This is a genomic window from Halomonas sp. PAMB 3264, from assembly GCF_031954245.1.
Taxonomy (GTDB): domain Bacteria; phylum Pseudomonadota; class Gammaproteobacteria; order Pseudomonadales; family Halomonadaceae; genus Vreelandella.
The window spans coordinates 1,568,570-1,591,764 of record NZ_CP134866.1 but is presented as its reverse complement, the minus strand read 5'-3'; the positions used below and the strand labels follow the sequence as shown (position 1 = coordinate 1,591,764).

Annotated in this window: 21 protein-coding genes; 6 read left to right on the top strand and 15 right to left on the bottom strand. The window is 63.5% G+C overall.

Annotated features, from left to right (window positions below; genetic code table 11):
* Positions 1-22 precede the first annotated feature (22 nt).
* The 4 genes from RN347_RS07030 to RN347_RS07015 are packed head-to-tail and all read right to left on the bottom strand — an operon-like array spanning position 23 to position 3,111.
* Positions 23-625, bottom strand: coding sequence for a nucleoside triphosphate pyrophosphatase (locus RN347_RS07030; RefSeq protein ID WP_263584326.1), 603 nt, complete (start codon positions 623-625; stop codon positions 23-25).
* Entirely contained in the window at positions 622-1,116 is a 495-nt protein-coding gene (gene mreD, locus RN347_RS07025) for a rod shape-determining protein MreD (RefSeq protein ID WP_263584327.1), read from the bottom strand. The genes RN347_RS07030 and mreD overlap by 4 nt, the downstream gene beginning before the upstream one ends.
* On the bottom strand, positions 1,109-2,050 hold the full coding sequence (gene mreC / locus RN347_RS07020) for a rod shape-determining protein MreC (RefSeq protein WP_263584328.1): 942 nt from the start codon (positions 2,048-2,050) through the stop codon (positions 1,109-1,111). The genes mreD and mreC overlap by 8 nt, the downstream gene beginning before the upstream one ends.
* Before the next feature lie 23 nt (positions 2,051-2,073).
* The gene (locus RN347_RS07015; protein ID WP_018915723.1) at positions 2,074-3,111 is read right to left on the bottom strand and encodes a rod shape-determining protein; all 1,038 of its coding nucleotides are present in this window, start codon (positions 3,109-3,111) and stop codon (positions 2,074-2,076) included.
* A 226-nt stretch (positions 3,112-3,337) separates the two neighbouring features.
* Between RN347_RS07015 and gatC the strand changes: the two genes are divergently transcribed.
* Genes gatC through gatB form a run of 3 tightly spaced genes read left to right on the top strand, consistent with a single transcriptional unit; the run spans position 3,338 to position 6,599 of the window.
* The gene (gene gatC, locus RN347_RS07010; protein WP_263584329.1) at positions 3,338-3,625 is read left to right on the top strand and encodes an Asp-tRNA(Asn)/Glu-tRNA(Gln) amidotransferase subunit GatC; all 288 of its coding nucleotides are present in this window, start codon (positions 3,338-3,340) and stop codon (positions 3,623-3,625) included.
* Between the two features lie 59 nt (positions 3,626-3,684).
* On the top strand, positions 3,685-5,145 hold the full coding sequence (gene gatA, locus RN347_RS07005; protein WP_311960672.1) for an Asp-tRNA(Asn)/Glu-tRNA(Gln) amidotransferase subunit GatA: 1,461 nt from the start codon (positions 3,685-3,687) through the stop codon (positions 5,143-5,145).
* Positions 5,145-6,599 carry an Asp-tRNA(Asn)/Glu-tRNA(Gln) amidotransferase subunit GatB gene (gene gatB, locus RN347_RS07000; RefSeq protein ID WP_311960671.1) on the top strand — a complete coding sequence of 485 codons (1,455 nt, stop codon included), beginning with the start codon at positions 5,145-5,147 and terminating at the stop codon, positions 6,597-6,599. Before gatA ends, gatB begins: the two co-directional genes overlap by 1 nt.
* 78 nt (positions 6,600-6,677) lie before the next feature.
* Here the strand turns inward: gatB and sixA are convergent, their stop codons facing one another.
* From sixA to RN347_RS06980, 4 genes are all read right to left on the bottom strand, one after another.
* Positions 6,678-7,157, bottom strand: a complete 480-nt coding sequence (sixA, locus tag RN347_RS06995; RefSeq protein WP_311960670.1) for a phosphohistidine phosphatase SixA — start codon at positions 7,155-7,157, stop codon at positions 6,678-6,680.
* The gene (locus RN347_RS06990) at positions 7,147-8,217 is read right to left on the bottom strand and encodes an NAD(P)H-dependent glycerol-3-phosphate dehydrogenase (RefSeq protein ID WP_311960669.1); all 1,071 of its coding nucleotides are present in this window, start codon (positions 8,215-8,217) and stop codon (positions 7,147-7,149) included. Before RN347_RS06990 ends, sixA begins: the two co-directional genes overlap by 11 nt.
* A gap of 135 nt (positions 8,218-8,352) precedes the next feature.
* Entirely contained in the window at positions 8,353-10,257 is a 1,905-nt protein-coding gene (htpG, locus tag RN347_RS06985; RefSeq protein ID WP_311960668.1) for a molecular chaperone HtpG, read from the bottom strand.
* A 151-nt stretch (positions 10,258-10,408) separates the two neighbouring features.
* Positions 10,409-10,741, bottom strand: coding sequence for a YkvA family protein (locus RN347_RS06980; protein ID WP_263584335.1), 333 nt, complete (start codon positions 10,739-10,741; stop codon positions 10,409-10,411).
* Between the two features lie 135 nt (positions 10,742-10,876).
* On the opposite strand from RN347_RS06980, the gene RN347_RS06975 reads away from it, so the two are divergent.
* Positions 10,877-12,841 carry a transglycosylase SLT domain-containing protein gene (locus RN347_RS06975; RefSeq protein WP_311960667.1) on the top strand — a complete coding sequence of 655 codons (1,965 nt, stop codon included), beginning with the start codon at positions 10,877-10,879 and terminating at the stop codon, positions 12,839-12,841.
* Between the two features lie 19 nt (positions 12,842-12,860).
* On the opposite strand, the gene RN347_RS06970 is transcribed toward RN347_RS06975, so the two are convergent.
* A complete protein-coding gene (locus tag RN347_RS06970) occupies positions 12,861-13,529 on the bottom strand; it encodes a LysE family translocator (protein WP_263584337.1) in 669 nt (222 codons plus the stop codon).
* Positions 13,530-13,659: 130 nt separating this feature from the next.
* On the opposite strand from RN347_RS06970, the gene RN347_RS06965 reads away from it, so the two are divergent.
* A complete protein-coding gene (locus RN347_RS06965; protein WP_252107491.1) occupies positions 13,660-13,863 on the top strand; it encodes a cold-shock protein in 204 nt (67 codons plus the stop codon).
* Between the two features lie 72 nt (positions 13,864-13,935).
* Here the strand turns inward: RN347_RS06965 and RN347_RS06960 are convergent, their stop codons facing one another.
* The 4 genes from RN347_RS06960 to RN347_RS06945 form a co-directional block, all read right to left on the bottom strand.
* Positions 13,936-15,324 carry a hypothetical protein gene (locus RN347_RS06960; protein ID WP_311960666.1) on the bottom strand — a complete coding sequence of 463 codons (1,389 nt, stop codon included), beginning with the start codon at positions 15,322-15,324 and terminating at the stop codon, positions 13,936-13,938.
* A gap of 60 nt (positions 15,325-15,384) precedes the next feature.
* Positions 15,385-16,344: a lipid kinase YegS gene (yegS, locus tag RN347_RS06955; protein ID WP_311960829.1), complete on the bottom strand. Its 960-nt coding sequence runs from the start codon at positions 16,342-16,344 to the stop codon at positions 15,385-15,387.
* Between the two features lie 33 nt (positions 16,345-16,377).
* Positions 16,378-19,008, bottom strand: coding sequence for an aminopeptidase N (pepN, locus tag RN347_RS06950; protein ID WP_311960665.1), 2,631 nt, complete (start codon positions 19,006-19,008; stop codon positions 16,378-16,380).
* A 144-nt stretch (positions 19,009-19,152) separates the two neighbouring features.
* The gene (locus RN347_RS06945; RefSeq protein WP_263584340.1) at positions 19,153-19,638 is read right to left on the bottom strand and encodes a YajQ family cyclic di-GMP-binding protein; all 486 of its coding nucleotides are present in this window, start codon (positions 19,636-19,638) and stop codon (positions 19,153-19,155) included.
* A 172-nt stretch (positions 19,639-19,810) separates the two neighbouring features.
* On the opposite strand from RN347_RS06945, the gene cobO reads away from it, so the two are divergent.
* Complete coding sequence (cobO, locus tag RN347_RS06940; protein ID WP_263584341.1) at positions 19,811-20,410, top strand: cob(I)yrinic acid a,c-diamide adenosyltransferase; 600 nt, start codon at positions 19,811-19,813, stop codon at positions 20,408-20,410.
* Between the two features lie 107 nt (positions 20,411-20,517).
* On the opposite strand, the gene RN347_RS06935 is transcribed toward cobO, so the two are convergent.
* Positions 20,518-21,816 (bottom strand): adenylosuccinate synthase, encoded by a 1,299-nt coding sequence (locus tag RN347_RS06935; protein WP_263584342.1) that lies wholly within the window; start codon positions 21,814-21,816, stop codon positions 20,518-20,520.
* Positions 21,816-23,009, bottom strand: a complete 1,194-nt coding sequence (locus tag RN347_RS06930) for an ATP phosphoribosyltransferase regulatory subunit (protein WP_311960664.1) — start codon at positions 23,007-23,009, stop codon at positions 21,816-21,818. Before RN347_RS06930 ends, RN347_RS06935 begins: the two co-directional genes overlap by 1 nt.
* Positions 23,010-23,195 lie beyond the last annotated feature (186 nt).

Sequence of the window (23,195 nt, the reverse complement as noted above, 5' to 3'; positions counted from 1 at the left end):
GGGGTTCCATGTCCCAACCACTTTACAGGCGAGCCGACCAAACGGACACACCCTGACGCGAAAGTAACGCCGCCGTCTCGAAAAGCGGAAGTCCGACCACCGCCGAGTGGCTGCCCCGAATTTCCTCGACGAATACGGAGGCCAAGCCTTGAATCGCATAGCCCCCGGCCTTGTCCCAGGGCTCGCCGGTCTCCCAGTAGCGCGCGATTTCAGCATCACTGATCGCTCTCATGCGCACCTCGGTGGTGACCACCGTTGAGAGCGTACCCGCAGGGCCGATCACGGCGACCCCGGTCATGACCTGATGGGTCCGGCTGGAAAGCGCGGCGAGCATCTCGCGGCCGTGAGCAGCGCTTTCAGGCTTGCCCAGCACGCGGCCATCAAGCACCACGGCGGTATCGGAGCCAAGTACGGCTAGCCCGGTCGCACCAAAGCACGCCCGGGCCTTGGCGATGGCCAGGCGCTCGACGTAGTCGTGGGCCGACTCGTTTTCCAGGGGCGTTTCATCGATGTTGCTGGCGCGCACCTCGACCGCCACGCCAATGGAGGCCAAAAGCGCCTTGCGCCGAGGCGAGGCAGAGGCCAGACACAGCGTCGGCGCGCGGTGGGCGCCATCAACACTCATGACGCGCCCTTGACCGCTCGGCGCTCGAGCGCCAGGAGCATGGTGGCAAGCCAGGGCCACAGCAGCCCGCTGATCAGCGCGGAGATCAAAAACGAGAGATGGATGGTGAAATTGCCGGTCAGCACCCGCAGCCACTGCTCGATGAGCTGCACGAGCCCTAGCAGCACCAGCACCAGCACCGCCTGCTGAACCAGCGAGTAGGCGCGAAAGCGCGGGTACACCAGCGCCGCCAGAAACGCGAGCGTGGTGTACACCAGCGCGTGCTGCCCCAGTACGCTGCCCTCGATCAGATCCAGCATCAGCCCGATCATGAAACCGTGCAGCACCCCCACGCGGTCCGGCACGCGCATGCACCAGTAGACCAGCATCAAACCGATCCAGTCCGGGCGAAAGGCTTGCCAACCATCGGCCAGCGGCATGACCTGCAGGCACAGCGAGAGCACCAGGCTCAGCCATACCACCACCAGCGGAATCACCGGCGCTCTAGCCATTGGGGACCTCCGAAGACGCCGCCTCGTTAAGGCGCTGCGAGGCGTGGATCGCCGCCGGCGAAATCGTCATCGAAGCGTCCCACAACGGTGGTTCGTCCTCCTGTTCCAGCGGCGGCGGAAACAGCAACAAGAAGTGGCGCGAACGGGTCAGCTGCGCCGACGGTACCGCACTCACCTGAGCAAAAGGCTGGCCCGGGTCGTGATAGACCTCGGTGACCCGCGCCACCGGGTAGCCCGGCGGAAAGCGCCCGGCAAGCCCCGAGGTGGTCAAGAGATCGCCTTCGCGGATATCGGCGGTGTCCGGCACGTGAAGGACGCTGACGCTGTCGTAGCGCCCGGTGCCCTGCACGATGAAGCGCAGCCCGTTACGATTCACCTGCACCGGCAAGGCGTGGCTGGCATCGGCCAGCAGCAGCACCCGGCTCGAGTAGGCCGACACCGCCGTCACCTGGCCGACCAGCCCGAAGGCGTCGATCACCGGCTGGCCGACGTAGGCGCCGTTGCGGTGGCCGCGGTCGATCACCATTTGGTGGCTGAACGGGTCGTTATCGAGCGACAAAAGCTCCGCCGACATGTAGGGAATTTCGGTACGCTCGGCGGCGCTCAAAAGCTCGCGCAGCTCGGCGTTTTCGGAGGTCAGGTTGGCCAGGCGCTGGCCGCGGTGTGAAAGCGTCAGAATCTGCTCGCGCAGAAGACGGTTTTCATCCACCAACGCCTGCTGGTCGGAAAGCACCAAAGAGCCCCAGTTCAGTAGGTCGCTTGGGAGGCTCACGACCCACTGAACCGGCGCCACGACCATGGTGAGCTGAGCGCGTACGTCTTCCATGCGCGTAAAGCGCTGGTCGACAAACATCAAGGCGCTTGCCGCCAGCACGCAAAAGAAGAACCGGTAGCCCGGAATGGGGCCGTGCGAAAATAGCGGTTTAATAGGCAACCCCTCGCAGTAAACCGCTGGAATCAGTCGCTCGAGAGCAGCTCGAAGGTATGCTGATCGATCATTTCCAGCGCTTTACCACCGCCGCGCGCCACGCAGGTCAGCGGGTCTTCGGCGACGATCACGGGAAGGCCCGTCTCTTCGGCGATCAGCTTGTCCAGATCGCGCAAGAGCGCCCCGCCACCGGTCAACACCAGGCCGCGCTCGGCGATGTCCGAGGCAAGCTCGGGCGGTGACTGCTCGAGCGCGCTTTTGACCGCGGCGACGATCGAGCCGAGCGTCTCCTGCAGTGCCTCGAGAATCTCGTGGGAGTTGAGCGTGAAGCTTCTGGGGATGCCTTCGGCCAGGTTACGCCCGCGAACGTCGATCTCTCGAAGCTCGCCGCCGGGGTAGGCGCAGCCGATCTCTTCCTTGATACGCTCGGCGGTAGCTTCACCGATGAGGCTGCCGTAGTGGCGGCGCACGTACGCGGTGATCGCCTCATCGAAACGGTCACCGCCTACGCGGATGGATTCGGAGTAGACGACGCCGTTGAGCGAGATGATCGCGATTTCGGTAGTACCGCCACCGATATCGACGACCATCGACCCCTGCGCTTCCTCGACCGGCAGTCCAGCGCCGATCGCGGCGGCCATCGGCTCTTCGATCAGAAACACTTCGCGGGCGCCCGCGCCTTCGGCGGATTCACGAATGGCGCGGCGCTCGACCTGGGTCGACATGCACGGCACGCACACGAGAACGCGGGGGCTGGGGGTCAAAAAGGTGCTTTGATGCACTTTACGAATGAAGTGCTGGAGCATCTGCTCGGTCACGGTGAAGTCGGCGATGACGCCATCCTTCATCGGACGGATCGCCGTGATGTTGCCCGGCGTGCGGCCCAGCATCCGTTTGGCATCGGCGCCGACGGAGGCGACGCTACGCATATTGCCCGATTGGCGAATGGCGACGACGGAAGGCTCGTCCAGGACGATGCCGCGACCGCGTACATAAATCAGTGTGTTGGCCGTACCCAGATCGATCGATAGATCGCTGGAAAACAGCCCCCTCAAGCGTTTGAACATGGATGTTGTTACCTAGTGCAGACCGGGAACCCTGTGCGGATGCAAACGGTATCACCGCAACCCCTTGGCAGCAAGCACGAGTCGCTCCCCTGCCCGTTGTGTGGATTGTGTGGTACCTTTTGCGGCTATTTTAGTGACGTTCTGTCGATTGACGGCGTCTTGTTGACCGTACGTATACCGCCCAACGCGAAATACGTTCCATTACGTTTGTGAGGAAACCGCGATCATGGCACTTGAAGAATCTCACGTGCGCCGGGCCGCGCACCTGGCGCGGCTGGCGATCAGCGACGACCAGGCCGGCCGTTTTGTGGACGATCTCAGCCGAATTCTGGACATGGTCGACCAGCTTCAGCAGGTGAATACCGACGGCGTCGCCCCGCTCGCCCATCCGCTCGACGCCACCCAACGCCTGCGCGCCGACGAAGTCACCGATTCCAATCAGCGCGACGAGTATCAGCGCTGCGCGCCAGCGGTGGAAGACGGCCTATACCTGGTGCCTCGCGTGGTGGAGTGAGGCCACCTCCTCCCGCCCTTTCGACTTTTCATATTCGCCCCGAACGGAGCTTTTGGGTCATGCATAATCAAACCGTAACCCAGCTGGCGGCCGCCTTGAAAAGCGGCGAGCTCTCGAGCCGAGAGATCACCGCCCACTATCTACAGCGGATCGAGCGGCTCGACGGCAAGCTCAACAGCTTTATCAGCGTGACCGCCGAACAGGCGCTGGATAACGCCGAAGCCGCCGACAAGGCGCGCGCCGCGGGCGACACCCACGCGCTTGCCGGTATTCCACTGGCGCTCAAGGACATCTTCTGCACCAAAGGCGTTAAAACCAGCTGTGGCTCGAAAATGCTGGATAACTTCGAAGCGCCTTACGATGCGACCGTGGTCGAAAAACTGAATGCCGCGCGCACCGTAAGCCTTGGCAAGACCAACATGGACGAGTTCGCCATGGGCTCCTCCAACGAGAACAGCCATTATGGCCCGGTGAAAAACCCCTGGGATCTCCGGGCAGTGCCCGGCGGAAGCTCCGGCGGCAGTGCAGCGGCGGTCGCGGCGGGCCTGGTGCCAGCCGCGCTCGGCACCGACACCGGCGGCTCGATTCGCCAGCCCGCCGCGTTTTGCGGCATCACCGGCCTCAAGCCCACCTACGGGCGCGTTTCGCGTTTTGGCATGATCGCCTACGCCTCGAGCCTCGATCAGGCCGGGCCCATGGCGCGCAGCGCAGAGGATTGCGCGCATCTTCTCAACGTCATCGCCGGTCACGACGTGCGCGACTCCACCTGCGCCACCCGCGGCGTGCCGGACTACACCGAGCAGCTCGATGCGCCGCTTTCCGGGCTCAAGATCGGCCTGCCGAAAGAGTACTTCGGTGACGGCCTGAATCCGGACGTCGAGCGCGCGGTGCGTGAGGCGGTGAAGGTGTACGAGTCGCTCGGCGCGACCGTGCGCGAGGTGAGCCTGCCGCACACCCACTACGCCATTCCCGCCTACTATGTCATCGCCCCGGCAGAAGCCTCGTCGAATCTGTCGCGCTATGACGGCGTGCGCTTTGGCCACCGCTGTGAAGATCCAAAGGATCTGATCGACCTTTATACCCGCACCCGCCAGGAAGGGTTCGGCGAAGAGGTGAAGCGGCGCATTTTGATCGGCACGCACACGCTCTCGGAAGGCTTTTTCGACGCCTACTACATCAAGGCGCAGAAAGTCCGCCGTCTGATCCGTCAGGACTTTCTCGATGCGTTCGAGGACGTCGACGTGCTGATGGGCCCGGCCGCGCCGACCACGGCGTTTGACCTGGGCGCGAAAAAGGACCCGGTGTCGATGTATCTGCAGGATATCTACACCATCGCCGTCAACCTGGCGGGCATTCCCGGCATGAGCGTGCCGGCAGGCTTCGTCGACGGCCGCCCGGTCGGGCTTCAGATTCTTGGCACCCACTTCGCCGAGGCGCAGCTTCTGAACGTGGCCCACCAGTTCCAGCAGGCCACCGATTGGCACCTTCAACGTCCCGCACTTGCCGAGGAGAACGCCTAATGCAATGGGAAACCGTCATCGGGCTGGAGGTTCACGTTCAGCTCGCTACCCGCTCCAAGATCTTCTCCGGGGCGTCGACCGCGTTCGGCAGTGAGCCCAACACCCAGGCAAGCGCGGTAGACCTGGGGCTACCCGGCAGCTTGCCCGTGCTCAACGAGCAGGCCGTGGCGATGGCCGTTCAGTTCGGCCTGGCGGTGCACGCCGGCATTCCCGAAGTATCGGTGTTCGATCGCAAGAACTACTTCTATCCGGATTTGCCCAAGGGCTATCAGACCAGCCAGATGTACCACCCCATCGTGGGCCCGGGCGAGGTCGAGATCACCCTGGATGACGAGGTGACCAAGCGCATCCGCATCCACCACGCGCACCTGGAAGAGGACGCAGGCAAGTCGCTGCACGAAGACTTCCAGGGCATGACCGGCATCGACCTGAACCGCGCCGGCACCCCGCTTCTGGAGATCGTTTCTGAGCCGGACATGCGAAGCGCGAAAGAGGCAGCGGCGTATCTCAAGGCAATCCACTCGATCGTCACGTATCTCGGCATTTCCGACGGCAACATGGCGGAAGGCTCGATGCGCTGCGACGTCAACGTCTCCGTGCGCCCCAAAGGACAGGAAGCGTTTGGCACCCGCGCCGAGATCAAGAACGTCAACTCGTTTCGCTTCGTCGAGCGCGCCATCGCCTTCGAGATCGAACGCCAGATCGAGCTGATCGAGGACGGCGGTAAGGTGGTCCAGGAGACGCGCCTGTTCGACCCGGAGCGCGACGAGACGCGCAGCATGCGGACAAAAGAGGAAGCCAACGACTACCGCTACTTCCCCTGCCCGGACCTTTTGCCGGTCGTACTCGACCAGGCGTATCTCGACCATTTGAAAGGTCAGCTGCCGGAACTACCCGCCGACAAGCGCGCGCGCTTTCAAAACGAGCTGGGGCTGTCGGCGTACGACGCCAACGTGCTCTCTGCCAGTCGCGAAATGGCGGAGTTTTTCGAGGAAGTGTACCAGGTCTGCGGTGACGCCAAGCAGGCGGCCAACTGGGTTCAAGGCGAACTCTCCGGGGCGCTCAACCGGGAAAACCTGGGCGTTGCGCAAAGCCCGGTGTCAGCGCAGCAGTTGGGTCAGCTCATCAAGCGCGTGGTCGACGGCACGATCAATGGCAAGGCTGCCAAGGAGGTCTTCCAGGCGCTGTGGAACGGCCAGGGGCGCGACGCCGACGAGGTGATCGAGGCCAAGGGCCTGAAACAGGTGACCGACACCGGTGCCATCGAGGCGATGATCGACGAGGTGATTGCGGAGAACCCGGCCCAGGTCGCGCAGTACCGCGACGCGGAGCCGGAAAAGCGCGGCAAGATGATCGGCTACTTCGTCGGTCAGGTGATGAAAGCCTCGCGCGGCACCGCCAACCCGCAGCAGGTCAACGGTCTCTTGAAAGAGAAGCTCGACGCGCTGCTTTGATCCCTTTTGCAGGGCAGTTGCTTAACGCCAAAACGGCGGCCTTCGGGCCGCCGTTTGGGTATCTGACGCTCGGCCCTGCTAAAGCTGGCCGGGCTCAATAAAGCGCACGAGCCGGGCCACCCCGGCCGCCCATACCGGCGCCGTGAGCTCGGCGAGGGCGCCGGTGGCAAAGGCGGGGCCACGGGTTTCGCGCCCCTCGACCAGATAGCCACACAGCGCGCCGACCAGCGGCATGTGGCTTACGAGCATGATCGTTTCGCCTTCCGGCTGCGCCAGGAGCCAGTCGCTCACCGCCCGCGGCGCATCGTCTGGCGTGATGTTCGATAGCGTTTCGACCGGCACGCCGAGCGCATCGCTCACCGCGGCGGCGGTTTGCTGAGCGCGCCGATAGGGGCTCGCGCAGAGCCTTACCGCCCCCAGATCGTTCTGAGCCGCAAGCCAGCCGGCCATGCGCGCCGCCTCGTACTCGCCCTGGGCGGTCAGCGTGCGCGCATGGTCGACCTGCCCCGGCCCTGCTTCGCCGTGGCGCATGATCAAAAGGCGAGCATCACTTGCCATGGGCGCCTCCCGTTTCGCTGTGCGCCCGATGGACGGCCTCTCGGGGCAGCACGAACTCCACGTCGCTGCTGTGCTCGTTCATCATCAGCATGCCGGCCATCTCCTTGGGCGCCACGCCTTCGAACAGCACCCGGTTGAGCCCTTCGGCAAGCGGCATGTAGACGTTCATCTCCCGCGCCTTGTCGCGCACGAGCCTGACCGTATTGACGCCTTCCGCCACCTGGCCCAGCGCGTCGATGGCCTCCTGGAGCGTACGCCCTTCGCCCATGGCAAAGCCCACGCGATAGTTGCGCGAAAGCTTCGACGAGCAGGTCACGATCAGATCGCCCACCCCGGCCAGGCCCAGAAAGGTCATCGGGTTCGCCCCCTGGGCGACGGCGAAGCGGCCCATTTCCGCCAGCGCCCGGGTCATCAGCATGCTGCGGGTGTTCTCGCCCATGCCAAGCGCGGCGGCCATGCCAGCAGAGATGGCGTAAATATTCTTGAGCGCCCCGCCAAGCTCCACGCCGTGGCGGTCGTTGCTGGCGTAAACGCGAAAGTAGCCACAGCCCAGCGCCTGCTGCACACGGGTGCGAGTCAGCGGGTCCTGGCTTGCCACCACGGTGGCGGTCAGCTGCTTGTCGGCGATTTCCGAGGCAAGGTTGGGGCCGGCGATCACCCCGATATGGGGAAAACCCGTCTCCTCTTCCAGCACCTGACTCATCAGCAAAAAGCTGTCCTGCTCGATGCCCTTGGTGGTGCTGACGAGAATTTGCTCTTTTGTAAGCCACCGTTTGGCCTGACGCACGACGTCTCGAAAGGCGCTGGAGGGAATGGCGACGAGCACCAGCGCCGCGCCCTCGACGGTTTCGCGGATGTTGGTCGAGGCGGTGACCGCCTCGTTGATTGCGTAGTCGGGCAGGTAGCGCCCGTTTCGGTGCTCGGTGTTGATCTGCTCGACCAGCGCCTCGTCGCGCATCCACTGGCACACCTGGGCGCCGTTATCGGCGGCGATACTGGCAAGCGCAGTGCCGAAGCTTCCGCCGCCGAGCACCGCAACCTTGATCTGCTCCAAAGCCATGACGTCATCCTACTCTTTCGGGCGATGCAGCTACTTTATCACTTATCGCTTTGACCAGGACGCTGGATAACGGCCTGTTTTCTAGCGCTAAAAAAACGGCCCGCCAAAAGGCGGGCCGCATTGCTTAAACGCTGATCAGGCGGTAAGAACGCTATTCAACCGCTTGACGTAGGCGGCCGGGTCGTCGAGATGGCCACCTTCGGCGATGATGGCCTGGTCGAGCAGGATGTGGGCCAGCTGGGTGAACTGCTCGCCCTCGGCGCCTTCCAGGCGCGCCACCAGAGCGTGATCCGGGTTGAGCTCGAGAATCGGCTTCACCTCGGGCATCGGCTGGCCGGCGGCCTCCATGATGCGGCGCATCTGGTAGCCCATTTCGTGCTCGGGCAGCACCACGCAGGCCGGGGAGTCGGTCAGGCGATGGGTGATCTTCACTTCCTGAACGCCCTCGGCCAGCGCCTCTTTCACTCGCTTGACCAGCGCCTCCTTCGATTTGGCGGTCTCTTCCTGGGCCTTCTTCTCCTCTTCGTCTTCCACATCGCCAAGGTCGAGCTCGCCCTTGGCCACGTCCGCAAACGACTTGCCGTCGAACTCGGTCAGATGGCTCATCAGCCACTCGTCGATGCGATCCGACAGCAGCAGGACTTCGATGCCTTTCTTGCGGAAGATTTCGAGGTGCGGGCTGTTCTTCGCTGCGTTGAAGCTGTCCGCGACCACGTAGTAGATTTTCTGCTGACCTTCCTTCATGCGCTCGATGTAGCCGGCCAGCGACTGATCCTGAGCGGCGGTATCGGTATGCGTCGAAGCGAAGCGCAGAAGACCGGCAATGTTTTCGCGGTTGGAGGGATCTTCGCCCGGGCCTTCCTTCAGCACGCTGCCAAAGGTGTTCCAGAACGTCTGGTACTGCTCGCTGTCTTTCGAGAGCTTCTTGAGCATGTCCAGCGCGCGCTTGGTGAGTGCGCCCTTGATCTTTTCGACCTTCGGGTCCTGCTGAAGAATTTCACGCGACACGTTGAGCGACAAATCGCGAGTATCCAGCACCCCCTTGATGAAGCGCAGGTAGAGCGGCAAAAACTGCTCGGCGTCGTCCATGATGAACACGCGCTGTACGTAAAGCTTCACGCCGCGGGCACCGTCGCGCTCGAACATGTCGAACGGCGCGCGGCCGGGCACATACAGAAGACTGGTGTACTCGAGCTTGCCTTCGACCTTGTTGTGGCTCCAGGTCAAGGGGTCGCTGAAATCATGGGCGACGTGCTTGTAGAACGCCTTGTACTCGTCCTCGCTCACCTCGGATTTCGGACGCACCCAAAGCGCGGTGGCTTCGTTGATGGTCTCCCAGGTCGTGACTTCGCTACCTTCGATCTCGTTGCCGTCATCGTCCTTTGCAGTTTCGACCTTCGGCATACGCACCGGCACTTCGATATGATCCGAGTACTTGCGCACCAGCCCTTTCAAGCGGTAGTCGTCGGCGTACTCCTTGGCATCGTCCTTGAGGTGCAGGGTAATTTCGGTGCCGTGAAAATCGAGCTCGAGGTCGGCGACGCTGAACTCGCCCTCGCCCTTCGAGCGCCATTCCACGCCTTCACCTTTCTCGCTGCCCGCCTTGCGAGTGCGCACGACCACTTCATCGGCGACGATGAAACCGGAGTAGAAACCGACACCGAACTGGCCGATCAGCTTGGCGTCCTTTTGCTGCTCGCCGGTGAGCTGTTGCATGAACTCGGCGGTACCGGAGCGCGCGATGGTGCCCAAATTGGAAATCACGTCGTCGCGGTTCATACCGATGCCGTTGTCGCGCAGCGTCACGGTGTTGGCGGCGGCATCGTGCTCGATTTCGATACGCAGGTCGCTGTCGCCTTCGTACAGCGCGTCGCTATCGAGCGCGGCGTAGCGAAGCTTGTCGCAGGCATCCGCAGCGTTGGAGATCAGCTCGCGGAGAAAGATCTCCCGGTTGGAGTACAGGGAGTTGATCATCAGGTTCAGAAGCTGTTTGACTTCCGTTTGAAAACCAAGCGTTTCTTCGTGGGTTGCCGTGCTCATGCGTAGCCCTCAATTGCCTATTGCTGCGTTACCAATGCGCTTTTTTAGCGCGAAACGTTCGTGTGAACGTCAATATGGGGCCAGGCCGAATGATTTCAAGAACACGGTGATACCGAGCAAGGGCCCGGGGTTCAAGGCTCAGGTTCAAGGATCAGGTGTCCAGCGGTTCCGGGTCGCCGTACTTCCACGCCCGATAGCCAATCAAACGCCGGTCGATGCGATCCAGAAGCCAGCCAATGATCAGCGCGTCATCGACGACGCCGATGAGAAAGAGAAAGTCCGGAATCAAATCGAAGGGCATGATCAGATAGCCAAGCGCCAGCGCCATCATGCCAAACGCCGACCAGGGCACCGGACGGTAGCGGCCGCTCACGACATCGCGCGTCATGGGGAAAAACAGTTTCAACGCCCGCGCGATACGCTTGAACGCCCCAACACGGCCTTTCAAGCGCCCAAGCCACCACCCTTTCATCCATCGTGCCATGAGTATTCGTCCTTGTGAAAAATGCAGGTCAACGCGTCAAGTCCCCCAATTGTAGGGGCAAGCGGCGCCGTTATGGTCCACTATAGACGCTCAATACCCCAGCAGTCAGCGCCACCCGTTTAAAGAGAGGAAGCCATGCCGGTTTTGCGATTACGTTTTCGCCTTAAAGCGCTGGGCGTCGCCGCGCTCGTCGGTTTAGCCGCCCAGGGAGTTGCCACGCCGAGCCTGGCGGCAACGGACGCCCAAATGAGCGCGGCACTCAACGCTGCCCGCGACCAGCAGTGGCAGCGCGTCGACGAGCGCGCCATCGCCGGCCACGTGCTCGAAGGCTACGTCGAGTATCATCGCCTGCGCGGGCGTCTTCCCAACGTCTCTTCCGGCGAGGTTCAGGACTTTCTCCAGCGCTACAGCGATTCGCCACTTTCCGAGTGGATGCGCGGCCAGGCAATCGCCAATTACGGCTACGCCGGGCGTTACAACGACCTGTTGGCTATCGCCGACGGCGTGCCGGACGGCACCGCCCGCCAATGCTACTACTACACGGCACTGCTGGACCGGGCGCCTTTGGAGGCGCGCGCCGCAGGGCTCGATCTCTGGCGCACCGGCAGCTCCCAGCCCAACGCCTGCGACACGCTCTTCAACCGCCTGCGCGCCGACGGTACGATCGATGACCGCGCGGTGTGGGAACGCAAGATGCTGGCTTGGCAGGCCGGTGACACCGGACTTTCGAACTACCTTTCCGGCCTGCTCGGCGGGCAGTGGCAAAGCGCCATCGACACCGTGGAGGCCACCCACCGCAGCGCCTCGATGATTGCCCAGGCGCCGGCGTGTTTGGGCCCACAGTGCGCGGCAAGCGCGGCGTTCTATCAGGCCGGCATGCAGCGCTACACCCAGGAAAACACCCCCGCCGCGCTGAGCGCCTGGCAGAGCCTGTCGCCCCGGCTGGCGCTCGATAGCGACGCGCAGCGCGTCATCGAGGAAGAACTCGCCTTTTATGCGCTGGTTCGAAGCGTACCCGGCGCGCTTGGCTGGGTGGATAGCGTGCTGCCTTCGCTTGGCAGCGAGCGAGTGCTCGAGCTCCGCGTGCGCCGCGCGCTCGAAGATCGCCAGTGGCAGGACGTCATGCGCTGGATCGCCCAGATGCCGCCGACCCAGCAGGAGAGCAGCCGCTGGCAGTACTGGCTGGCTCGGGCCAACGAGCAGTTGGGTAACCGGGACGCCGCCGAGGCGCGCTATCGCGAGGCAGCGCTGGACCGCAGTTTTTACGGCTTCGCCGCCGCGGAGAAGCTCGGCATTCCCTACCGGTTGAACAACGAGGTCAGCTACTTCGACGAGGTGTCGCGCGAGCGCACCGCAAACCTTCCGGTGGTGCAGCGCACCGAGGCACTGCTGCGTATCGGTGAAGACGGCCTGGCCAACAGCGAGTGGCTTTACGCCGCGCGCACCTTGCCCCCGCTGGAGGCCCGGGCGCTGGCAGACTACGCCGCCCAGCGTCAGTGGTACGCGCGGCTGGTGCAAACCACCATCGCCGGCGAGATGTGGGATGCGCTGGAGTGGCGCTTCCCGCCGGCCTACCGTGAAAGCTTCCTGCGCTGGGGCAATCAGACCGGGGTCGACCCTTACCTTTTAATGGCGATTACCCGTCGCGAAAGCGCCTACAATCCGGTGGCGCTCTCGCCCGCCGGTGCCCGCGGCTTGATGCAGCTGATGCCGGGCACCGCCGCCCAGGTGGCCCGCCAGCTGGGCCTGGCCGACCCGGGGCCTTACGGGGTGCTCGACCCGGAGCTCAACATTCGACTGGGCAGCACCTATATTCGTGAAAAGCTCGACCGCTATCGCGGCAACCGCCTGGCGGCGACGGCGGCCTACAACGCCGGCCCCGGCCGGGTCGACCAGTGGCTGGGCAGCGGCATGGAGTCGTTCGACCTGTTCGTTGAGAGCATTCCGTTTCGCGAAACCCGCGACTACGTCCAGGCGGTGCTGAGCTATCGGGTGATCTTCGAAAGCCTGGCCCGGGGCGGCGACAGCCAAGGCGTGACGCTCTTGAGCGATAACGAGCAGCAGAGTCGCTACGACCGCGCCCTGCTCACGCTTCGCTAGCCACACCCTCAGCGCCCGGCTAGACCGGGCGCTGCTCGAGCGCCAGGCGCAGGCCGAAGAGCACCAGCACCGCGCCAGTCGTGGCGTTGAGCACTCGCGCAAAGCGAGCGCTGGCCAGCCATCGCCCGGCACTTCCCACCAGCAGCACCACGCCAATTTGCCAGACATTGGCAATCACGAAATGCACGCCGGCGAGCCACAGCGACTTCAAAAGCACGGGCTCGGTGGGGGCGATGAACTGCGGTAAAAACGCCATGTAGAACACCACCGTTTTGGGGTTGAGCACGTTGGACAAGAGCCCTTCGCGAATCGGCCTCCACAGCGGCACCGGCGAGTGCAGCGGCGAGTGCGGCTGGTCGAGCGCGCCGACGGGCAACGCCACGCCGCGCCTGGCGGCCAGCAGGCTGGTGATGCCCAGCCACACCAGATATCCAGCCCCGGCGAGCTTGAGCAGATTGAACGCCATCGCGGACTGCAACAGAATGAGCGAGATACCCAGCGCGGAAATCGTGGCGTGCACGAACAGTCCGCAGCAGATCGCAAGGCTGGTGACGACGCCGTCGCGCACGCCGCCGCGAGCGGTATTGCGAATCACCAGCAGCGTGTCCACGCCGGGGGTGATCGAGAGCAGCGTGATCGCGATCAGAAAGGGAATGAACTGGGCATCTACCAGCGTAATAGGGCTCATAAAGCGGCGCTCTTTGCGTTAAAAGAATCCTGACGTCGTCACTGGACGCCCCCTTTTTTTACTTCTAAAGTGTTTTTGTAGGCGCTAAAAGCGCCTATCTATTATTAAAAGCTCGTTAAGGAAACGAAAGATGGCAACTGGTACCGTCAAGTGGTTCAACGACACGAAAGGTTATGGCTTCATCTCTCCGGATGACGGCGGCGACGACCTTTTTGCGCACTTCTCAGAAATTCAGGCTGAAGGCTTCAAGACCCTGCAGGACGGTCAAAAAGTCACTTTTGAAGTCACGCAAGGTAAGAAAGGCCTTCAGGCTTCCAACATTCGCGTTTCCTGATCGGCGCGCGAAGATAAAGGCCCGCCTGGCGGGCCTTTTTATTGCCTGAACATCGACTAAAGTGCCGCCGGGTCACTGCGCGGCGTTCAGCTCATCGAGATCGCGCTCCTGCTCGTCGAGCGGCGCCTCGTCATTTTCAGCGTCGGCGTCGTTTACTTCGTCACCTTCTACTTCGCCGGTTCCGTTTGATTCCAGCGCGCCGGGCTCCTCTGTAGCAGCACTCGAGCCATTGTCGCTCTCGTCATTGGCGCGCTGATCGATCGAAGCGTCGTCGCTCGCTGCGTCAGCCTCCTCTACGCTTTCGCCACCCGGCGCGGCGGCGGCTTCTTCAGTCTCGGCCGCGGTTGCGTTTTGCGACGCCTCGGTACCGTCGTCATTGGCAGGCGCTTGCGCCGTGACGTCGCCGGGCGAAGCGGAAGCACCCTGCTCATCGCCGGCGCTGGTATCGCCGCCCGGGGCCGCCGTCGCTTCCTGGGGAGTAGCGGCTGGCCCGGGCTGAGCGGCACCGCTTGCCGTCTCGCTCGAAGGCGCTGCGTCGGCGTTGGTGCTCCCTGCGCTATCGCTCATCGAGGCGCTGGATGACGGATCAACACTCTGCTCGGAAACGTCGCTCTGAGCAGCGCTTTGTTGCGCGGCGGATCGGTCTTCGTCATCGTTATCGTTGCCGCCACGGTTGGCGATGAGCGCGGTGGCTACCGCCGCGGCGCCGGCGATCGCGGCGGTACTGAGCATCGAGCTTCCGCTGCCGGGCTGGTGGGCGCTTGTGCCCAGCGCCGCGGCGTTCGTTGCGCCGGTGCTACGCTCGCGCTCCATCTCCTGGAACTGCTCGTTCAGACGCTGCTGCGCCTCTTCGAAGCGCCGCTCGGTATCCTCGATCAGGGCATCGACATCCGTCGCGTCCAGGTTCTCGTTCTGGCGCTCGCTTTCGGGCAGGCTACTTTCGACTTCCCAGTCGCTGGAGAAGCTTTCACTCTCCGCGGGGTCGAGTTCCGGCGTCTGGTTCTCGACCTCCTGGAACTGCTGCTCGAGCTGGCGCTGCGCCTCCTCGAAGCGGCGCTCGGTTTCGGCGATCACTTCATCGACATCGGAGCGGGTGGTTTCACCTGGCATGGCGCTCTCTTCATCGAGCGCCTCTTCCGGGTCGGCAGCCAGGGTATCTTCACCGGCCTGCACCTCTTCGCCGACCGTCGACTCGGCGCCTTCAGCGTCGAGCGCCTCGGCCTGTTCGAGCTCCTCAGCGGCCTGGCGCGCTTCGACGTCGTCCTCCATTTCACCGGCATCGGGCATGTCGGCGGCGTTCTCGGCGGCCAAGGGGGCCTCTTCGTTGTCGATGACCTCATCATCGGAGACGGCACTGTCCGTCGATTCCGGCTCGACGGTCGGCTCTTCCTGGCTATCACCGCAGGCGCTCAGCACGAGCGCCAGACTTGCCAGCAGCGGAATCCACAAGCGATTTACCATCGGGCGACTCTCCTTTGGTGGCCATGTGTAATGGCGCTATTGATGGCTCAATATGGGTTATCAGGGATGATCATTGGCGGACAGCAGCGTGCAGCCCTCGGGTAATAGAACGCTGAGCGCCAGCGGCACGACCTCGACGCTAAAGCGCTCGTGGTGGCGGGCCTCGCCGTCCAGCGTCAAGGGCCAGGGCGCATCGTCGGCTCTGGTCGTCACCGTGAGCTTCGTCGCGGTAAAGTAGCGTACGTAGCGCCCCTCGGCGGGAAAATTCTGCAGCTCGCCGATCAGCGTGGGCAGCTCCCATACCGATGAAAAATCCTTGACCAGCAGCACGTCGAGGCGGCCGTCATCAAGTCTGGCGCGCGGGGCCAACACCTGGCCACCGCCGGACTGGCGGCCGTTACCCAGGGCCAACAGCAAAAGCGACTCGCTCTGCTCGTGCTCCTGCCAGTGCAGCGTGCCGCGATAGCTCTGGTGGCGCCAGGCTTTGAGCGCCCCCATCAGCGAGTAGGCCCCGCCTCCCAGCATGCGCTTGAGCATCTTGGGCGTGGTGGAGGTGATTTCGGCGCCGAAGCCGCCGGTGGTCATGTTGATATAGTAGCTAACGTCCGCCTCGCTGCCCTGCCCGGCGGTCATGCGCACCACGTCGATCGGTGCCCCCTCAAAAGAGAGCGCCGCCGACAGCGCCGGCCCCGGTTCCAACGGCAGCCCCACGGAGGTGGCGAAGTCGTTGGCGCTGCCCATCGGCACGATGCCCAGCGCCGGGCGACGGTCGTGAGCCACGCGCATCAGCCCGTTGACCACCTCGTTGACCGTACCGTCGCCGCCGGCGGCGATCACGTGAGTCATACCGTCATCGACGGCTTTTTCGGCGAACTCGGCGGCGTCACCGCCTTCCCAGGTCGCGCGCACCGTGATCTCTTTTCCCGCCTTCCGCTCGGCCAGGACCGCCTCGCGAAGCATCGGATCACCCGAGGATTTACCGTTCACGATCAGTAAGTAACGCTTTTGCGAGTCTGTCACCGGCGGTTTCCTTTCCATGGTTGGTTCGCCCTTTCAGGCCAGTGCCTTCTCCACCACTTCGAACACGTTGGAGGAGAGCGGCTCCCTGCTGATTCGTTTGAGCTCGTCGCGCATCAGCACCTTGCGTGGCTCATCAAAACGCTGCCAGCGCGTCAGCGGCGTGATCAAACGCGCGGCGATTTCCGGATTCAGGCGGTTGAGCTCGATGACTACGTCGGCCAAAAGCCGGTACCCCTGGCCGTCGAGACGGTGGAAGTTGATCCGGTTCTGGGTAAACGCGCCGATCAGCGCGCGCACCTTGTTGGGATTTTTGATCGAAAACGCCGGGTGATCCATCAAATAACGCACGCGCTCGAGCACATCGGACTGCGGGCGCGTCACTTGCACCGTGAACCACTGATCCATCACCAGCGAATCGTGCGCCCACTGCTCGCCGAACGCCTTGAGTGCCGGTGTCGCCAGATCGTCGCGGTCGCTGTGTACCAAAAGCGTCAGGGCCTGGCGCACATCGGTCATATTGAGCCCCGCCTCGAACTGCGCCAGGCAGAGCGCGACGCCCTTCTCGTCCTCGATCGACATCAGGTAGGCAAGCGCGACGTTCTTCAGACTGCGCGTGGCGATCTGCTCCGGCGTCGGCGCGTAGGGCTCGTCCTGGGTGTTCGCTTCATACGTGGCGATGAACTCGTCGCGAAGCGCCAGCGCCAGCGACTGGCGCATGAATTCGCGGGCGTTATGGATGGCGTCGACATCGACGATGCGCTGCTGCTCGGCGATATAGGCTTCGGTAGGCAGTGTGAGCATCTCGGCCAGCACCGCCTTGTCGTTTTGCTCCTCGGTCAACAGCGCGCGAAACGCCTCGACCACCCGCGTATCCATGACCTTCTCGACACCGTTTCGATGCGCGGCGATCAAGTCGTCCAGCGCCAGCATCGACAGGCGCTGGCCGGCGTCCCAACGGTTGAAGCCGTCGCTGTCGTGGGTCAGCAAAAATGCCAGATCCTCGCGGGAGTAGGGGTAGTGCAGCGTCACCGGCGCGGAGAAGTTGCGTAAAAGCGACGGCACCGGCGCCTCGGCCACGTGTTCGAAGACGAACGTCTGCTCGTTTTCGGTCAAGTGCACCACGCCCTGCTTGCCAAGCGACTCACCGTTCAGAGTCAGCGTCAGATCCTGGCCGGACTTGGTGCCGACCAGGCCCATCAGCACCGGAATGTGCAGCGGCTGTTTGTCGGTCTGGCCAGGCGTTGCCGGCGTGCGCTGGCGAAGCGTGAGGTGGTACTCGCCGTGAACGTAGTCGTACTCGCCGAAGGCATCGATTTCCGGCGTGCCCGCCTGGCCGTACCAGCGCATGAACTGCGAAAGATCCTGGCCGGAGACCTCGGCCATGCAGCCGACGAAATCCTCGATGGTGGCGGCCTGGCCGTCAAAGCGCTCGAAGTAGAGGTCCGCGCCCTGGCGAAACGTCTCTTCACCGATCAGGTTACACAGCATGCGCACTACTTCCGCGCCCTTCTCGTAGATCGTCAGGGTGTAGAAGTTGGTGATCTCGATATAGTGGTCCGGGCGCACCGGGTGGGCGGTGGGGCCGGCGTCTTCGGCGAACTGGGCGGTGCGGAAAAACGACACGTCCTGAATGCGCTTGACCGGCGCGGAATTGGTGTCCGCGGAGAAGCACTGGTCGCGAAAGACGGTGAAACCCTCCTTGAGCGAGAGCTGAAACCAGTCGCGGCAGGTGACCCGGTTGCCGGACCAGTTGTGAAAATACTCGTGGGCGACGATGCTTTCGACGGTTTGAAAGGTTGCGTCGGTGGCGGTGTCCGGGTGGGTCAGCACCGCCGCCGAGTTGAAGATATTGAGCCCCTTGTTCTCCATCGCGCCCATGTTGAAATCGTTCACCGCCACGATCATGAACAGATCCAGGTCGTACTCGCGCCCGTAGGCCTGCTCGTCCCAGGCCATGGCGCGCTTCAGGGAGGCCATCGCGTGCTCGGTCTTGTTCAGGTTCTCCTCTTCCACCCAGATCTCGAGGGCCACTTCACGGCCGCTCAGGGTGGTGAAGCTGTCGCTCACCTTGTGCAGGTCGCCGGCGACCAGCGCGAACAGATAGCTCGGCTTGGGGTGCGGATCTTCCCACACCGCGAAGTGGCGCCCGCCTTCACAAGTGCCCTTCTCGACCGGGTTGCCGTTGGCAAGCAGTACCGGCTCGCGGGTTTCATCGCCGATGACGGTGACCTTGAACGTGGCCATGACGTCCGGGCGGTCCGGGTAAAAGGTAATTCGGCGAAAGCCCTGGGCTTCACACTGGGTGCAGTACATGCCGCTGGACTGGTAGAGCCCTTCGAGTGCGGTATTGCTTTGCGGGTCGATCTCGACCTCGCTTTGTAGACAAAACTGCGCTGGCACCTGAGCGATGGTGAGTGTTTCGTCAGTCAGCGCGTAGTCGTCAGGCGCAAGGACGCGGTCGTCGAGCGACATTGAAATCAGCTTGAGGTGTTCACCGTCGAGCACCAGCGGCGCGCTGTCAGCGGCGGTGGCGCTTCGCTCGATAAAAAGACGGGCTTTGACACGGGTAGCAGCAGGGTCAAGATCGAACGTCAGCTCGGTGTGGGTCACGCTGTAATCGGGCGGCTGGTAGTCGCTTAGATAAACCGGCTGCGGATCGGACATGTTGCATAGCTCCTTGCTGGGTCACATCGCTGTTTTTGGAACATCCAGTATAGACGAGACGCGCTTTCGTGTTGGCGCGGCTCGGTCGACCCGGACGCGAATCAATTGCACGGGTCGGGACTTACAAGCCCTCTCTCATGGGCCCTAGTCGCGGAAGTTGTCGAACTGAAGCGGCAGGTCCGGGCCCTCTTCGCCACGCAACAGCGCCATGACGGCCTGCAGGTCGTCGCGCTTTTTACCGGTGACGCGCACTTTTTCGCCCTGGATCTGCGCCTGCACCTTGAGCTTGCTGGCCTTGATGCGCTTGACGATATCCTTGGTTTGCGCCGCGTCCAGGCCCTGCTTGAGCGCCACTTCCTGACGCGCCTTGACGCCGGAGAGCACCGGGTCTTTCTCTTCCATGCAGCGGGCATCGATGCCGCGAGCGATCAGGCGGGCGCGCAGTACGTCGAGCATCTGCTTGAGCTGGAAATCCACTTCGGCCTCCAGCGCCACGTTGTCCCCTTCCAGGGCAAAGCTTGCGTCGACCCCCTTGAAGTCGAAGCGCGAGCCCACTTCGCGGTTGGCCTGATCCACCGCGTTGGCCGCTTCGTGGCGATCGAATTCGGAGACGATATCAAATGAGGGCATGGTGCGTTCCTTAACAAGAGGTTGCCCGCCATTCTAGAGCAGCCAGACGCCGGTTGCGATACGCCGGTCGTGATCCATTCGCCGCGATACACTTACCGCCGCAGCGACCGCCATACCCAACGCCGCCGCGATCCATTACCCTGAGCGAGCCTGACTATCGAAGGAAACGAACATGAGCGATCGCGAAAGCCGCCACAAGGCGTCGATGGAGAAACTCAAGGCCCGCGTGGATGAGAAAGTGGCCAGCGCCGATGAGGAGCGGGGGTTGATTCTGGTCAACACCGGTAACGGCAAGGGCAAGACCACCGCCGCCTGGGGCACGGTGACCCGGGCGCTGGGCTACGGCTACAAGGTGGGTGTGGTGCAGTTCATCAAGGGGCTCTGGGAGTGCGGCGAGCGCAACCGGCTGGAGGACGACCCGAACCTCCGTGTCGCCATCATGGCGACCGGCTTCACCTGGGAGACCCAGAACCGCGACACCGACACGCAGGCATGCCTTGAAGTGTGGGAAGAGGCCGAAAAAATGCTGGCCGACCCCGAGACCTACCTCGTCGTGCTCGACGAGATCACCTACATGCTCAAATTCGGCTATCTGGAGATCGGGCGGGTCAAGAAGGCGCTCGAGAATCGCCCCCGTGAGCAGACCGTGATCATCACCGGGCGCAACGCCCACCGGGAGCTGGTGGCCATGGCGGACACCGTCACCGAGATGCAGGAAACCCGCCACGCCTTCAATAACGGCCTGAAAGCGCGCCGCGGCATCGATTTTTGAGTCCTTGAGTCGGACTCATCGGCTTAACGCAAAACGCCGCCGGAAAACCGGCGGCGTTTTCGAGCGGGCCCGGCGGGCCCGCGTTTCTCAGCGCGTCGCTTTAGACGTTACTGCTCATCGAACGGATTACGCAGCACGATGGTCTCGTTACGGTCCGGGCCGGTCGAGATGATGTCGATGCTGGTGCCCACCTGCTCTTCCAAATAGCTGATATAAGCCCGCGCGTTGGCCGGGAGATCCTCGACCTTCTTGGCGCCGAGGGTCGACTCCTTCCAGCCCGGCAGATCGAAGTAGACCGGCTCGACGGCTTCGTAGCCTTCGGAATCGACCGGATTTTCCAGCACGTCGCCATCCTTGCTGCGATAGCCCACGCAGACGCGGATGTTCTCGAGCCCGTCGAGCACGTCGAGCTTGGTCAGGCAGATGCCGGAGACGGAGTTGATCTGCACCGCGTGGCGAAGCGCGACGGCGTCGAACCAGCCGCAGCGGCGCGCCCGGCCGGTGGTGGCGCCGAACTCGTGGCCGCGCTCGGCAAGATGCCGGCCGTGATCGTCAAAAAGCTCGGTCGGGAACGGGCCGGAGCCAACGCGGGTGGTGTAAGCCTTGGTGATGCCCAGCACGTAGTCGAGATACAGCGGGCCAACGCCGGAGCCGGTAGCGGTGCCGCCGGCGGTGGTGTTGGAGCTGGTCACGTACGGGTAGGTGCCGTGGTCGATGTCCAGAAGCGAGCCCTGGGCGCCTTCGAACAGTATGTTCTCGCCGGCCTTGCGCAGATCGTGGACCTGGCTCACGGTGTCGCCGACCATCGGGCGCAGCTCGTCGGCCATCTGCATGGCGCTGTCGAGCACTTCCTGGAAATCGACCGGCGCTTCACCGTGGTAGTTCACCAGCACGAAGTTGTGGTAATCGAGCACTTCGCCGAGTTTCGAGGCGAAACGCTCGCGGTGGAGCATGTCGCCCAGACGCAGGCCGCGACGCGCCACCTTGTCCTCATACGCCGGGCCGATGCCGCGGCCGGTGGTGCCGATCTTGGCCACGCCCCGAGCCTTTTCGCGGGCCTGATCCAGGCGCACGTGGTAGGGCAGGATCAAGGGGCAGGCCGGTGATAGGCGCAGGCGCTCGCGCACCGGCACGCCCTTGTCCTCGAGCTCGCGGATCTCCTTGATCAGCGCTTCCGGCGATAGCACCACGCCGTTACCGATGATGCAGGTCTTGCCCGGGCGCAGCACGCCGGAGGGAATCAGGTGCAGGACGGTTTTTTCACCGTCGATGACCAGCGTATGGCCGGCGTTGTGGCCGCCCTGAAAGCGCACGACCGCCGCTGCCGACTCGGTCAGCAGGTCCACGATCTTACCCTTGCCTTCGTCACCCCACTGGGTGCCCAGGACTACGACATTCTTACCCATTATGCACTCGTCTCTTGTGTCAGGGCCGTTGTCTGCCAACGACCGTCGATAAACTCGAGGCGGCGATCACAATCGTGCTCCGCCGGTTCACTGCGCTGCCCGGGCAGCGCTTGAATCACCCGCTCGCCCTGCTGGCGAAGCGACTCGATCGCCGCTTGTAGCGCCTCGTCGTCCGTTGACGGCGCCCAGATCAACCCCGGCTCCTTCGCGGCCGAGGCAAGCGAGGCCAGCTGCTTTAAATCCATCGAAAAGCCGGTCGCCGGGCGGGCCCGGCCGAAGGCGCGGCCGGTGTCATCGTAGCGCCCGCCCTTGGCCAGAGCGTGGCCGTAGCCGGGCACGTAGGCGGCAAACATCATGCCGGTATGGTACTGGTAGCCCCTGAGTTCCGCCAGATCGAAATAGAGCGCCACATCGAAGTGGGCAAGCACCGTCCGGTTGAGCGCTTCGAGCTGATCGAGCGCGGCGGCGACCGACGCCGGGGCACCGGCAAAGCGCTCGCGGGCATCGGCCAGGATCGTGGCGTCGCCGTGAAGCTCGCCCAGCGCCAAAAACATGTCGGAAAGCACCGGGTCCTTGACGTGAGCACTCACCTGACGCGAAAGCTCGCCTGGGGACTTGAGCGCCAGAGCGTCGAAGATCGCGCTCTCCTGGTCGCGGTCGAGGGCAGCAGCCTCGACCAGCGCGCGAAAGATGCCGATATGGCCCAGTGCCAGGTGGATCTCACTCGCCCCGGCGGCGGAAAGACTCGCCAGTGCCAGCCGGATGATCTCGCTATCCGCCTCGAGCCCGGCGTGGCCGAAGAGCTCGACGCCGACCTGAACCGGGCTGCGCCCGCCCTGATGCTGGTCGGCCTTGGCGCGTAGCACGTTGGTGCAGTAGCAAAGGCGTACCGGGCCCTGACGCTTGAGCGAATGGGCGTCCATGCGCGCGACCTGCGGGGTCACGTCGGCGGAGGCGCCCATCATGCGCCCGGTGAGCTGGTCGGTCAGTTTGAAGGTTTGCAGATCGAGCTCGGTGCCGGTGCCGGTCAGCAGCGAGTCCAGAAACTCGACGGGCGGCGGCATCACCTGGTCGTAGCCCCAGACGTAATAGAGATCCAGCAGCGTACGGCGCAGCTCTTCCATACGGCTTGCCTGAGGCGGTAGCACCTCATCCATGCCGTCGGGCAGCAGCCAGCGGTCAGCGATGGTCATGTGAACAATCCTGCAAGACGATGAAGGCCCCGGGACTCGATGAAATCGTCGTTGGCACCCTGGCCAAAAACGCACCCGCGCCAAACGAGGGCCACAAAAAAACCGGGCGAACGCCCGGTTCAATTAAGTCTACCACGTTTGGCGGTCAGGTGAACCCCGCCGACTATCCGCCGGCGAGGCTCGACC

Excerpts from the sequence above, each read along its gene's own strand:
- RN347_RS07030 (WP_263584326.1), bottom strand. The coding sequence starts at position 625 with ATGAGTGTTGATGGCGCCCACCGCGCGCCGACGCTGTGTCTGGCCTCT.
- mreD (WP_263584327.1), bottom strand. The coding sequence starts at position 1,116 with ATGGCTAGAGCGCCGGTGATTCCGCTGGTGGTGGTATGGCTGAGCCTG.
- RN347_RS07015 (WP_018915723.1), bottom strand. The coding sequence starts at position 3,111 with ATGTTCAAACGCTTGAGGGGGCTGTTTTCCAGCGATCTATCGATCGAT.
- gatC (WP_263584329.1), top strand. The coding sequence starts at position 3,338 with ATGGCACTTGAAGAATCTCACGTGCGCCGGGCCGCGCACCTGGCGCGG.
- gatA (WP_311960672.1), top strand. The coding sequence starts at position 3,685 with ATGCATAATCAAACCGTAACCCAGCTGGCGGCCGCCTTGAAAAGCGGC.
- gatB (WP_311960671.1), top strand. The coding sequence starts at position 5,145 with ATGCAATGGGAAACCGTCATCGGGCTGGAGGTTCACGTTCAGCTCGCT.
- sixA (WP_311960670.1), bottom strand. The coding sequence starts at position 7,157 with ATGGCAAGTGATGCTCGCCTTTTGATCATGCGCCACGGCGAAGCAGGG.
- RN347_RS06990 (WP_311960669.1), bottom strand. The coding sequence starts at position 8,217 with ATGGCTTTGGAGCAGATCAAGGTTGCGGTGCTCGGCGGCGGAAGCTTC.
- htpG (WP_311960668.1), bottom strand. The coding sequence starts at position 10,257 with ATGAGCACGGCAACCCACGAAGAAACGCTTGGTTTTCAAACGGAAGTC.
- RN347_RS06980 (WP_263584335.1), bottom strand. The coding sequence starts at position 10,741 with ATGGCACGATGGATGAAAGGGTGGTGGCTTGGGCGCTTGAAAGGCCGT.
- RN347_RS06975 (WP_311960667.1), top strand. The coding sequence starts at position 10,877 with ATGCCGGTTTTGCGATTACGTTTTCGCCTTAAAGCGCTGGGCGTCGCC.
- RN347_RS06970 (WP_263584337.1), bottom strand. The coding sequence starts at position 13,529 with ATGAGCCCTATTACGCTGGTAGATGCCCAGTTCATTCCCTTTCTGATC.
- RN347_RS06965 (WP_252107491.1), top strand. The coding sequence starts at position 13,660 with ATGGCAACTGGTACCGTCAAGTGGTTCAACGACACGAAAGGTTATGGC.
- RN347_RS06960 (WP_311960666.1), bottom strand. The coding sequence starts at position 15,324 with ATGGTAAATCGCTTGTGGATTCCGCTGCTGGCAAGTCTGGCGCTCGTG.
- pepN (WP_311960665.1), bottom strand. The coding sequence starts at position 19,008 with ATGTCCGATCCGCAGCCGGTTTATCTAAGCGACTACCAGCCGCCCGAT.
- RN347_RS06945 (WP_263584340.1), bottom strand. The coding sequence starts at position 19,638 with ATGCCCTCATTTGATATCGTCTCCGAATTCGATCGCCACGAAGCGGCC.
- cobO (WP_263584341.1), top strand. The coding sequence starts at position 19,811 with ATGAGCGATCGCGAAAGCCGCCACAAGGCGTCGATGGAGAAACTCAAG.
- RN347_RS06935 (WP_263584342.1), bottom strand. The coding sequence starts at position 21,816 with ATGGGTAAGAATGTCGTAGTCCTGGGCACCCAGTGGGGTGACGAAGGC.
- RN347_RS06930 (WP_311960664.1), bottom strand. The coding sequence starts at position 23,009 with ATGACCATCGCTGACCGCTGGCTGCTGCCCGACGGCATGGATGAGGTG.